Origin of the sequence: Saccharibacillus sacchari, assembly GCF_037722395.1 — a bacterium.
In the GTDB taxonomy this organism is placed as follows: domain Bacteria; phylum Bacillota; class Bacilli; order Paenibacillales; family Paenibacillaceae; genus Saccharibacillus; species Saccharibacillus sacchari_A.
In genome coordinates this window covers 103,564-115,047 of sequence record NZ_JBBKAR010000061.1, presented here as the reverse complement: position 1 = coordinate 115,047, position 11,484 = coordinate 103,564, and the positions used below count along the sequence as shown (strand labels likewise).

At 50.4% G+C, this 11,484-nt stretch carries 14 protein-coding genes and 1 pseudogene; 7 read left to right on the top strand and 8 right to left on the bottom strand.

The genetic code is table 11. From position 1 onward, the window contains the following. Nucleotides 1-64: 64 nt before the first annotated feature. Nucleotides 65-943, bottom strand: coding sequence for an AraC family transcriptional regulator (locus WKI47_RS24995; protein ID WP_340229929.1), 879 nt, complete (start codon nt 941-943; stop codon nt 65-67). Nucleotides 944-1,118: 175 nt separating this feature from the next. Here WKI47_RS24995 and WKI47_RS24990 point away from each other — a divergent pair, with 175 nt between their 5' ends. Next, on the top strand, nt 1,119-1,523 hold the full coding sequence (locus tag WKI47_RS24990; RefSeq protein ID WP_340229928.1) for a response regulator: 405 nt from the start codon (nt 1,119-1,121) through the stop codon (nt 1,521-1,523). Nucleotides 1,524-1,592: 69 nt separating this feature from the next. Here the strand turns inward: WKI47_RS24990 and WKI47_RS24985 are convergent, their stop codons facing one another. The 3 genes from WKI47_RS24985 to WKI47_RS24975 all read right to left on the bottom strand — a co-directional run bounded on the left by WKI47_RS24985 (nt 1,593) and on the right by WKI47_RS24975 (nt 4,186). After that, on the bottom strand, nt 1,593-2,165 hold the full coding sequence (locus tag WKI47_RS24985) for a YdeI/OmpD-associated family protein (protein WP_340229927.1): 573 nt from the start codon (nt 2,163-2,165) through the stop codon (nt 1,593-1,595). 45 nt (nt 2,166-2,210) lie between these two features. Then, nucleotides 2,211-2,747 (bottom strand): DinB family protein, encoded by a 537-nt coding sequence (locus WKI47_RS24980; RefSeq protein WP_340229926.1) that lies wholly within the window; start codon nt 2,745-2,747, stop codon nt 2,211-2,213. Nucleotides 2,748-3,259: 512 nt separating this feature from the next. Then, complete coding sequence (locus tag WKI47_RS24975) at nt 3,260-4,186, bottom strand: YafY family protein (protein WP_340229925.1); 927 nt, start codon at nt 4,184-4,186, stop codon at nt 3,260-3,262. 153 nt (nt 4,187-4,339) lie between these two features. Here WKI47_RS24975 and WKI47_RS24970 point away from each other — a divergent pair, with 153 nt between their 5' ends. Then, nucleotides 4,340-4,507 carry a CDP-alcohol phosphatidyltransferase family protein gene (locus WKI47_RS24970; protein WP_340229924.1) on the top strand — a complete coding sequence of 56 codons (168 nt, stop codon included), beginning with the start codon at nt 4,340-4,342 and terminating at the stop codon, nt 4,505-4,507. Further along, nucleotides 4,497-4,601, top strand: a pseudogene (locus WKI47_RS26245) (DedA family protein); the annotation flags it as partial. The gene WKI47_RS24970 and the pseudogene WKI47_RS26245, both read left to right, overlap by 11 nt. A gap of 198 nt (nt 4,602-4,799) precedes the next feature. Here WKI47_RS26245 and WKI47_RS24965 read toward each other — a convergent pair. From WKI47_RS24965 to WKI47_RS24955, 3 genes are read right to left on the bottom strand one after another with little or no spacing between them, the layout of a single operon-like run. Next, nucleotides 4,800-6,041, bottom strand: coding sequence for an MFS transporter (locus WKI47_RS24965; protein ID WP_340229923.1), 1,242 nt, complete (start codon nt 6,039-6,041; stop codon nt 4,800-4,802). Nucleotides 6,042-6,061: 20 nt separating this feature from the next. Then, a complete protein-coding gene (locus WKI47_RS24960; protein WP_340229922.1) occupies nt 6,062-6,385 on the bottom strand; it encodes a hypothetical protein in 324 nt (107 codons plus the stop codon). Continuing rightward, complete coding sequence (locus tag WKI47_RS24955; RefSeq protein WP_340229921.1) at nt 6,348-6,872, bottom strand: GNAT family N-acetyltransferase; 525 nt, start codon at nt 6,870-6,872, stop codon at nt 6,348-6,350. Before WKI47_RS24955 ends, WKI47_RS24960 begins: the two co-directional genes overlap by 38 nt. Before the next feature lie 70 nt (nt 6,873-6,942). On the opposite strand from WKI47_RS24955, the gene WKI47_RS24950 reads away from it, so the two are divergent. Beyond that, complete coding sequence (locus WKI47_RS24950) at nt 6,943-7,785, top strand: MerR family transcriptional regulator (RefSeq protein WP_340229920.1); 843 nt, start codon at nt 6,943-6,945, stop codon at nt 7,783-7,785. On the opposite strand, the gene WKI47_RS24945 is transcribed toward WKI47_RS24950, so the two are convergent. Beyond that, the gene (locus tag WKI47_RS24945) at nt 7,734-8,453 is read right to left on the bottom strand and encodes a GNAT family protein (RefSeq protein ID WP_340229919.1); all 720 of its coding nucleotides are present in this window, start codon (nt 8,451-8,453) and stop codon (nt 7,734-7,736) included. The two genes, WKI47_RS24950 and WKI47_RS24945, sit on opposite strands and share 52 nt — an antisense overlap. A gap of 184 nt (nt 8,454-8,637) precedes the next feature. Between WKI47_RS24945 and WKI47_RS24940 the strand changes: the two genes are divergently transcribed. The 3 genes from WKI47_RS24940 to WKI47_RS24930 all read left to right on the top strand — a co-directional run bounded on the left by WKI47_RS24940 (nt 8,638) and on the right by WKI47_RS24930 (nt 11,472). Continuing rightward, entirely contained in the window at nt 8,638-10,110 is a 1,473-nt protein-coding gene (locus WKI47_RS24940; RefSeq protein WP_340229918.1) for a PLP-dependent aminotransferase family protein, read from the top strand. Between the two features lie 18 nt (nt 10,111-10,128). Next, nucleotides 10,129-10,968 carry a hypothetical protein gene (locus WKI47_RS24935; RefSeq protein WP_340229917.1) on the top strand — a complete coding sequence of 280 codons (840 nt, stop codon included), beginning with the start codon at nt 10,129-10,131 and terminating at the stop codon, nt 10,966-10,968. 228 nt (nt 10,969-11,196) lie between these two features. Further along, nucleotides 11,197-11,472, top strand: a complete 276-nt coding sequence (locus WKI47_RS24930) for an HPr family phosphocarrier protein (RefSeq protein ID WP_340229916.1) — start codon at nt 11,197-11,199, stop codon at nt 11,470-11,472. Nucleotides 11,473-11,484 lie beyond the last annotated feature (12 nt).

Here is an 11,484-nt window from a genome sequence, read left to right as displayed (position 1 = left end):
CAGGAATAAGACCGAAAAGAAATCCGGTCTTATTCCTGTTTTTTCAATACCGCAAGCTGATCCTTTATTGAACCTGTTTGCGGAACTCCTGCGGAGTTTGCCCGATCTGCTTATGAAAGACGTACGCAAAATAGCTCGCCGATTGAAATCCGCAGGCCAACGCCACTTCGGAAACGGGGCGGTTGGTTTCTTTGAGCATATCGCGGCTTTTTTGAATACGGAATCGGACCAGATAGTTGTTGGGCGTCAGATGCAGATGCTTTTTGAACAGTTCGCAGCATCGGCTTCGGCATATGGACCCGGAAGCCGCGATATCGTCGGTCGTAAGCTTGTCCTCGTAATGCCGATGAATATAATCCGTCATGTCGTGAATGATAGCCAGATTGCGAGTATCGATAGAAGCCATGAGTTTTTCCCCGACATGATCGGCGACGCAGGCGCATAGATAAGCGGATTTGGAAAGAAGATGCAGCAGATTGCCTGTGCCTTTTTGCATGTGTTGATTCATTTCAAGCAAAAGCTCGATCATCTCCTGCTGCCAAGGTTCCCGGGAAGACAAAAGCAAAAAGTCGTCAGCCTGCAAGCCGAACTTCTGATCCAAAAACGTTTGGCCTGCCGAAGTGCTTTCGCCCAATAAGGACGGATGGACGGTAACGACAATATACGAGCAGTTGCTTCCGTCGATCGAAAAACCGCGATGCAGCCTTTTGCTGTTGACGAAGATCGCTTCTCCCGTACCGATATGCACGGTCTGGCCGTTGACCAGATAGTCCATCGAGCCTTCCACTACCAACACGAATTCCAGATCGGCGTGCCAATGGTAATCAAAAGCTTGGGCGTCGTAAAAACGCAGCGATCCTTGGTAAACACACAGCGGAAAACCGGGCAGGTTATAGGTCAATTTTTCGGAACGGTCCGAAAAAACTTCAAGAGGTTTGTACATCGAAGATCCTTCCCTGAAATATATGATAAAAATATACAATATTGATAGCGTAATAGACTATTTCCAAAGCAAAACGTTTCATTTTATTATACAATTTCGATAATCGGATTTAAAGTTCGCCGGATAGGGATTTGGGGGAATCTTCTGGACAGGCGGAAGTGGGAGCGTGGAGAAGATGAATGCTTTGATTATTGCCGACGACGCCGAAGTCAAAGAAAAGATCAAGCAAGCCTTATACGAATTCGATTCGACCTCTATCGTTTTTGAAACGTCGTCTCCTAAAGAAGCGCTGAAATTGATGCAGTCGGACAAGATGTCTGTCGTGTTTTCCGAAATCCAGATGCGTCAGATGAACGGCTTGTCTTTCGTCGAAACGCATAAACGCGCGTTTCCCGGCATTTGCTGGTTGGTGATTTCGGCTTGCAAAAATTTTTACGATATTAAAAAAGCGATTCAGCTCGGCGTCGTCGATTATTTGTTGAAGCCGGTCGACGAAACGGGGCTACGCGACGTTCTGGAATATCGCGTCGTCGAAAAATCGGATCGGGATCAGTCGCATCCTTGCGCGGCTTGTCATTGACAGGATTCTGAAAAAGAACGAGTACGAGTTTGGGAAAGAGCCTGCTTCGGAAGAGAAGCAGGCTCTTTGTCACTCCAATAATCTGCCGTTGTCGTTCCACTGCCCGTACATGCGATTTTGCTTCGTATGATCCAGAAATTTGTTCAATCGGCTTGCGAACAATTCCGGTTGTTTGCGGCAGCTTTGGATCGTGTCGAGCCGGATCCGTCGGTAGGATTCGGGAAAAGCGAGAAAGTTTTCGAACGTTTGCGGGTCTTCGCGAAGTTCGCGTTCGATCTGTTCGTCGATCGCGAACTCATGCAGGCCGCCGAGCGGATAAGTTTTTCGTCCGTGCTCGGACATCAGACCCAGACGTTCCAAACGTAAGGCGCGCTGCTTGTTGAGTTCCGTCCATGAACTGCCGCGCGCTCTTGGCGAAAGGCGTTGCATGATGCCGATCCCCGCCGATGCGGTCTTTTTTATGCCGTCGATCCAGCCGAAGCATAGACATTCTTCGACGACGTCCAGATACAGCAAGGTATCAGGACTCGGTTTCATGCTCACGCAGACCCAGCAGCATTTTTCAGTAGCGTGATTTTCCTCCAGCCACCGCCGCAAATCCTCCCGCGTTTTGACCTCTGTTAACAAAGGCTGCATTTCCATCGTCCTGATCACTCCTTTTCTTCAACGGTCTCAGTCTTGACTCGTTTATTTCGAATAAACCTGCGCGTCGTCTACCGGATTTTGATACCAGAATAACACATAATCGGTCATCGTCGAAGCATGCCCGAGCTGCCTCAGCATCGCCGAAATATTCCCCCGATGATACGTCCCATGATTGACCATATGCAGCAAGATCTCCGACAATCGCGTCTCGCGACTCCCCGTGTACGGATTTACCAATAAAATGCTTTTTTCCAGATCAGGCTCCGCTTGAATCCAAGCTTGAACTTGCTGCGCAAGAGTGTCGAACGCTGTAGCCAATTCTTCTACGCCAAACGCACACATCTCTTGTTCCAGCGCCATATACCGATTCATCGCTTGCTGCATATCCATCCCCGTCAGCACATGATACCAGATCGTTTCCACCGCGAACATATGGCTGAATCCCCGTGCAATCGTCGGAAAAGAAGTATTCACCTCTTGTCGCATCACCGAAGCCGGCAACTCGGAAATCCGTTTCAATAACGTCTGAGTCGCCCAAGCGTCGTAAGTAAACATTTGTGCAGAAGGATTGTGATTCATGAAAATAACCTCTTTTCAATTAAGTAGTATCAACCGTCTTCACCAACAGAATACGAAAAGAAGACTGACAACAGCTTGTCAGTCTTCTTATTGCATATAAAATTCAGAGCTAATTCCTGTTCGGATAGAAGCTGGGAACTGCGGGCTAAATTCGTTCAAACCGCTGTTTCACCTGGAAAGTGGATTGAAGTTTTTGTGGAATCTTTCCAGGTTCAAAGGCGTTTTGACCTGAATTTCCCCCTCCGTTTTCGCTTCATTTATAAATAAAATAAAAAAAGACTAACAATGTAAGGTCAGTCTTAAGTCGCCGAGAAACTCCAACGTAACTGGAAGCGAGAAGACGGAGAGAGAAATTCAGGTCAAGACGCCTTTGAACTCGGAAAATTCCTTATAAAACTTCCAATCCATCTTTCCGAGTGAGACAGCGTCTTTACCGAATTTCTCTCGCAGTCTTCTCGCTTCCCCGCCAACGTAACTTTCGAGCGCATCCTGAGACTGACCACGTTACAGCGTCAGTCTTTTTTTCCGTCGTACAACAGCAGCGCTTTTTGCAGATGCTCGCGCAAAATGAACCGCAGTTCCACCGGCTGCAACACTTCCGCACCTGGCCCGAAGCCGAGCAGGATCGACCATAGCCAGCGGGCTTCGAGCGGCTTGTGAATACGCAGTCCCATCGTCAGGCTCCCGTCCGCGTGAAACTGTTTATCCGCTTGGGGGAATTGATCGAGCGCGCCGGATAGAGCTTCTGGATACACGCGAAACACCACGTCGCAAGTATGTTCGTCGTCGTTATAGACCGTTATCGGCCGATCCGGCGAATATTCGGCGTGCGCAGCAAAATTTTCTTCCGTCAGCCGGACATCCAACATGCGCGACAACCGAAACTCGCGGTAATCGCGGCGCGTCCGGCAGAAGCCGTAGACGTACCAATTGCTGTGCTTGTAATGCAGGCGCAAAGGTTCCAAAGCCCGAAGGGTTCGCTGATTATCCGCGCGCACATAATCGAAACGGACGACCCGTCGCTCCGCGACGCCTGTCCGCAGCTTGGGCAGCGCTTCGGGATCGACGCGGCGCGTTTCCAAGTTTACGGCCAATCCGGCAACACTGTCCGAATTGGGCGAGATCGTTTGCAATCGTTCGATCGTGCCCTGCGCCCGCTCGTCTTCGAAAACCGAGGAAAGGCTACGCAGCACGGTAAGCAGCGTCTCGACATCGTAAGAACCGAGCAGCGTTTTATCCATTTTATAACCGTCCATGATGCCGTATCCGCCATGCTGCCCCAGCACGGACACGACCGGAAATCCCGCCGCGCACAGCACGTCGATATCCCGGTAAATGGTACGCTGCGACACGCCGTATTCGTCTGCCAATACCGCTGCCGACAACACTTCGTGATGGAGCAACTTATAAACCATCGCAATCAAACGTTCCAGTTTCATCTCTTTCCTCACCTATTTTCCGAGTCATGTATACGCATTATAGCATGTAGCGTCTGACGTCTTAACGGGACATTCTTTTCGCAACACAAAAAAGACATAACTGCTTGTTACATTAACTTCGGTGATCGTAAAAGGATTAGGAGATGAAGATAAATGAGAAAAATGATCCCGTCCGCGCTGACGTTGGCTAATCTATTGTCAGGCTTTCTTGCAGTTTTATTTATATTCAAAAACGAACTTGTACCTGCGATTTGCCTGATTTCGCTTGGCTTGCTTTGCGATTTCTTCGACGGCTATTGCGCCTGCAAGCTGGATAAATAAATACGGGCCGATCTCGATCGTCGTCGGTTATTTTATCCCCGGCTTCCGGCATGTGACCTGCTATATGTGCAGAATCAGTCGAATGCCGTTACGTAAACGAATCGGAAATCGTAGAAGTTCTGCATACAAGTTAACCCCCAAACCGCGAATCGACGGCTTGGGGTTTTTATAGCCAATCATAAATCACATCGTAAAGTTTCAAAAGCGACGCCAAGCATGATCCCGAACGCGATGCCGAGCAAAACGCCGAAGCCTGCTGCTTTTCCTCTGTTTTCCATACGTGATCGACTCCTCACTTCGTATAGGATACATTCTCCGGTGCATTCGACTTCATCGCGTGATGAGGCTGATCCAGTTTTAGCCGAAGTGTCAGCAGACAGCATGAGAGCGTGAGCAGCGAAGAGACGCCGTACACGACGAACAGCGAAGACATGTTCATCAGCATTCCCGACATGCCGGTACCGAGCAGAATGCCCGCCATCATCATCGGAATCATCACGCCGTTGGCCCGCCCGATATACTCCTGCTTGACTTCCTGAATCATGAATGCCGTAAAGATGACTTGGAAAAAAGCACCGCATAAACCGGATAACACCCGCGCGCCCGCCGTAAGCGGCGTCCATACGGATAACACTTCAACAAAGGTCAGCGCCGACCAGATCAGCATGATCCCGGTCATGACGCCGCGACGATAACGGCCAATCCAACCGGCGGCCGCAGCGGCGGCAAGACCGCCGACCAGCATGCCGACACCCTCGGACGCGGTTAGCCACTGCACGCCTTCTTTCGGCAGGCCCAATCGTTCGATAACCAAAAATACGTCGAGCGGCTGCGTCAACCCGATCGACAGGCCGCTGATGAGGAACAAAGCGGCTGTGATTCGAAGATTCGAACGCTCCCATACATAACGAAGTCCGTCTTTCAGATCGGTCAAGGCGGAAGTCGCTTCGGACCGGGCTTCCCGTTTGGCATCCGGCAGCAGCAGTTGAATGCCCGCGGCGGTCAGGAAGACGACGATCAGTGCGATCAACGACGCATTTAGTCCCAGTTGAGTATAGATGAACGTGCCTAGAATCGGTCCGAGAATGGTGAAGATCGCCATCAGGCTTTGCGTGATGCCGACGGCGCTGCCGACTTGTTCGGCCGGAACATGCTGACGGAACAGCACGGAGGAAGACGGCTGGGAGAACTGACTGACGATTGCCGATACGACGGTTGCGACGAATACAGCCTGCCATAGTCCCGCAAGAACCAGCAGTAAGATGAGCAGAATCGAGACCGCGCTCAGGGCATCGCCTGCGATTACCGTCTTTTTCGGATTCCAGCGGTCGGCGAACGTGCCTCCGATCAGCGAGAACAAGAAGATGGGCAAATACTCTAGCGCGGTCAGCAGCGAGACGGCGATGGGATTGTTGCCGCTTTGCTCCATGACGTAGAACAGCAGCGCCATATTGCGTATCCAGATGCCGATTTGCTGAAGCAGGTCGGCACCGGCAACGACGAGAAAAACGCGGTTTTTAAATAAGCTATTCATGTGTGGGTTCTCCTAACGGTTTATGAAATTCCGGTATTGGGTGCAGAGGAGACAGACTGCGACAGTACGAGCTTTGGCTTGAAAAAAAGGTACAGCATCCAGCCCAAATACTTTTTGAACAACAACAAAAATTCGTAAGGAATCAACTCTTCGCCTTTCGAGAGAACCTCATAGCCTTCGGAAGCATGAATCATCCGGTAATTTGCATTCCGATAGCCGTGGGCCAGATAGAATAGAAGGAACGACATCGGAATCTGTTCATTTTCAGGGAAGGCTTCATGATACAGGCGATCGGCAAGCTCCAATTCATTTGTATTCCGGCGAATTTCTTGGGTGTGCAGCATGGGTGTGAGTCTCCTTTAACTTTTGGTCTTCTTGTATTTTTCGTTGCCGAACCATTACTTTCTCGCCGTTCATATCCAACTCGCCGTTGAAGCGAAAGCCGAACTTTTCATATAGACGCAGTGCGCCCTGATTATCCTCGTACAAGCTAAGGTAAATGTCGCAGGGGCCGAATTGTTCGTAAAGAAGATCGAGCAGGCTGCTCAGCATGATTCGTCCCAGCCCGCGTCCTTGATGCCGCCTGTCGATCAAGAAGCGGTCCAGCCAGACACGACCTGATTCATCTTCGCCAGGGAAAAATCCATACATCGCGAAGCCGACCAGCTCGTTTTCCGCATATAAAGCAACCGGGACATAAAACGAACATTCTTGTGCTTCCTCCAGACATTGCGCGGTGCTCTCGATGTAAGAGGTCTGATCCGGGGCGACGCGAAGGTCAAGCACGGCTTGAACATTTTCGGGCGAGATTTTTTTGATTTCTGTTTGCATCGTAATCACCTTTATTTTTGATATGATTCAGGATAAGGTATACCGTAACCGGATAGTCAAGGAGGGCTTTATGGAAAAAGGGAAAACGGAGATTTATTTGACGACTGGAGAGTTTGCCAAGCTGTGCGGGGTGAATAAGCGAACGCTATTTCACTACAATGATATTGGACTGCTGAAGCCGGCGTTTACCGATGAGAAAGGCTACCGCTCGTATTCGCACCGTCAATTGGATGTCTTTTTGCTGATTCACGGGTTAAAAGAACTCAAGCTGCCGCTGAAAGATGTTCGCGATTATATGGATCACCGGACGCCGCAGCATATGATCGATATGGCGCAGCGGGAACTGCCGCATATCGAGCAGGAAATCGAAAAGTTGCAGGATATTCGCCGAATGTTGGAAGAGACGATTGTTTTGGCGGAAGAAGGACTGGCTGCGAAAAAGAAGGCGTTCCGGTTGGAGGAGCTTGAGGAGCAACGGTTGATTCGAAGCGGGCCGATTGCCGACGGAGATCCGAGCGCGGGTTATCTGGAGTGGACGAATGAATTCCGACAGTTTGATCGACTGACCCAATCGGATGCGTCGTCGTTTATCGGAACCATGACGGCGGTGGAAGAACTGCTGAAGGAGAAGGAGCCGACCGTTTACTTTTTCGTGAAAACGGATCGGCAACGAGAAGGCCTGGCTACTTTTATCAAGCGAAAAGGCCGTTATGCGGTGGGGTATCATCACGGCAGTTACGAGCAGCTGGACGATACGTATACCGACATGCTGAACTGGATAGAGGAACAGGGACTGCAAGCGGGCGAATTCTCCTATGAGGAGTATCTGATCGATGATGTGGCGGTGAAAGAAGAGAAGGATTATGTGACGCGGCTTGAGATTGAGGTCGTATCATTCAACGGCGAAATTTGATTTCCCTGCTCGTCAAAGTTGCTTTCCGACAGCCAATTTTGAAATCGAACTTTCAGTTCGGGCCATTCTTTGTCGATGATCGAAAACCAAGACGTATCTCGATTTCTGTTTTTGTAAACCAGAGCTTGCCTAAAAGTCCCTTCATATTTGAATCCTAATCTTAAGGCTGCTTTTCTGGATGGAGCATTTAAGCTGTCGCATTTCCATTCGAAACGTCGATAACGCAATTCTTCGAATACATAGCGTGCGAGAAGAAATTGTGCCTCGGTAGCGATTCGCGTTCTTTTTAATCGCTCCGAATACATCACGAATCCGACTTCGATTGAACTAGATTCGATATTGATTCGCATTAATGCAAAGCAACCTACAGCCTCGCCGTTTCGGGTGTCTATGATTGCAAAAAAATAAGGATCTTTGGCGCTTATCAAAGTGGAGAAATAATTTTTAAAGTCTTTTTGGTCCGAAAACTTTTCGAGCGGCAGATAAGTCCAATACGCATCGCTGCTTTCGGGCCCGTAAACATTTCGGTACAGGTCGTCGAAATGCTTTAAAGATATCTTCTCTAATGTACAAAAATTTCCTTGGATCGAGGTTGACGTAGGCGGAAGAGGAGGAGAGTATTCTTCCAACGGTTCGCCGATTGCTTGACTGAATTCGTTTGTTCGCATAGGGAGCCCACCTTTTAATCGGAATGTTAGAACTATTATAGCCGATACAAACGATCTTCCGGCCATACCACGAGACCGCTAATCAGAAAGCCTTATTCCGCCACAACCGCCTTGAACGATAAGCCTTGCGGTTCTTTTCTTTATCGAACAGATATGGAATGATAGAGGGTAAGGAGTTGAGCGAATGTTTAAAGATTTCAGGGCGGAAAGCGAGAGTCCGGCTTATATTCAATTGAAGGTATATATCGAGACCCTGATCACGCAGGGCGTTATGCCGTTGCATCATAAACTGCCTTCCACGCGCGAATTGTCCGGATTGCTTGGCGTAAGCCGAACGACGGTCATTAGCGCGTATGAAGCGTTGGAGCGTACGGGCTGGATTGAAGCGGTAAAAGGCCGGGGTAACTTTGTGTCGCGTGCTGCTGTACACCTGAACGAACCGCCGAGCATGATCGAGTGGACGGAGCGGCTTGGGCCGCAGGCTTTTTTATCGGAAGAGATGGATTTGATGAAGCACGGAATCAAGTGGGAAAAAGGCATGATCGCGTTCACCAGTATTGCGCCCGATGAACGGTTGTTCGATATGAGCGGCGTCAAGCGTGCTTTTCTCGACCGGATGGCGCTTGAAGGCGACGTGCTGCTGAACTATGGCTATGCACAGGGATATCGGCCGCTGATGCGGTATTTGATGAGCTATATGAAAGGCAAAGGCGTCGAGACGTCAGGCAAAGACATTCTGATCACCAACGGTTTCACCGAAGGGTTTGACCTGCTGTTGACGGCAATCGGGAAGCGAAGCGGCCGCATCTTATGCGAGAATCCGACCCACCAGACAGCGATCAAGATCATGAAACTGCATGGATTCGAGCCTGTCGGCGTAAGTATGGATCGCGACGGGATGAATATGGACGAGCTGAAGCAGACGCTGGATGAAGGGGGCTTCGATCTGGCTTATTTGACGCCTTCTTATCACAACCCCACAGGAATCGTGACTTCGCCGGAAAAACGGATGGAGTTGCTGCGGCTGTTGGGTGAATATGAGATTCCGGTGGTGGAAGACGGCTTCAATGAAGAACTTCGATATTCCGGCGCTCATGCGGCTCCATTGATCGCTTGCGCGGGAACCGGCAACTCGGTCGCGTATGTCGGAAGCTTTTCCAAGATCCTGTTTCCGGGTATTCGGGTAGGCTGGATCGTAGCGGATCGCAAGCTGATCGGCTATCTGGAGAGCTTGAAGCGGGCGCGGACCATTCATACGTCGACACTCGACCAGGCGCTATTGTACCAGTACCTGCACAACGGCAACTTTGAACGGTATTTAAAACGGGCGAGAACCGAGTACAAACGCAAGTACGAACTGGCTGTTCAGGGCTGCACCACGCATATCCCGATGAAAAGCATGAGCGGCGAAGGCGGGCTGCATGTGTTTGTCGAGCTGGACGAACGGTTGGATGCTCGCGTCATATTGGAAGATTGTCGCAAGCTCGGCGTGGTGTTTACGCCAGGCGATATCTTTTTCACGGACGGCGGTGGGCAGCACACGCTGCGAATCGGATTCTCGCGCGTGCCGGAAGAACGGATCGAAGAAGGGCTTCGAATTATCGGAAGTGTGGTAAAAGAACACGTGAAGGCTTTAAATTTTCGCGCAAGTCTATAAAGGAAGGGGACAAGAGGAATGGTTGATCGCAAAAAAAGGCTGAAGCCCTGGGCCGCAGCGGCTGCACTCGCATCCATTCTGCTGCTTGGCGGCTGTCTCCGTTTTGGTCCGCAAGAGGATGAGATGGCGAATACAACCAACACAGAAACGGCGCAAACCGAGCAGCCTACAGAATCGACGGACGCACAGCCGGCAGAGGAGCCGGAAAGTTTCGGCGCGGATGAACCTGCTGACGAGTCGGCAAACGCCGCAGAATCGGGTGAGGCCGAGCCTTCGAGCGATACGGAATCTACGGAGGATACGGCTTCCAACGCCTCGGGTGACGAGAAGCAAACCAAAGACAAGGATGAAGGCCCGCGCGTCGAAGTGACCGTGAGCCGGGATGATTACCAGCAAATCGTTGAATTTGATCTGCATGTGCTTCCGGCAGGCTATTCGTTATCCGGGATGTCCTGGGAGCCGGAGATCGAAGAGTCCGTGGACGCCGATCCGGGAGATAACGAAGCGACAGAAACGACGACGGACAATGAGGGAACAACCCCGGCGGACGAGGCGACAACCGGAACGGACGCGGAGCTAGAAGACGGAACGGCTCCGGCGGCTGAGCCGGAACGTATCGCATCGACTTATTTGGAGGCCGTTATAGCCGGACAGGCCGGAACCGATGGATTTTTTATTGACGAGAACGGTCAGCGGATCGGCTTTCGTTATGCGGAGGATCAGACGGGGCGTACAGGAACGGTTCGGCTGGATTTTCGGGACGGGGACGGCGGGATTGCCACATGGGAAGACCGAATTACGCTCGGATTGCAAGAGGTTACGAATCCGGAAGAAGAAGCGGGCGGAGGCGAAGAATAAATCCCGTTTCAAAGGTGCGGAAAATGGACAAACATGGATTACATTCGGTGTTAGCGGAAAAAGCGCGAACGGGAAAAGGATTTGCTTTTTCCCGCGGTGCCTGCTAACTTTTGAAGAGATAAGACCGATATATAAAGAAGGAGAAGCAGCGGCGCATAGCGTTTGAAGTTGCTTTTTCCTAAAATTTGGAAGCGTTATCAGGCTATAACGGAAAAAGGAGAACCACCTATGAGAGTACATGAATTTAAGATCGAAGGCGACTTCGATCGCGACGAACTTCTCCGGATTTCATCGCAGGCTTCGCAGTTTGCATCGGAAATTAAACTTATTTTTGGTGACGAAGATCATCAACGGATCGTGGACGTGAAAAGTTTGTTCGGTATGATGTTGCTTCCGATTCACAATGGCAATACCGTACGGATCAGCGCACGCGGTCAGGATGAACTGGCGGCGCTGGAATATATGTGTGCATTATTTCAACATCATGGATGCGCACCTCACTAAATTTGAAGCAAA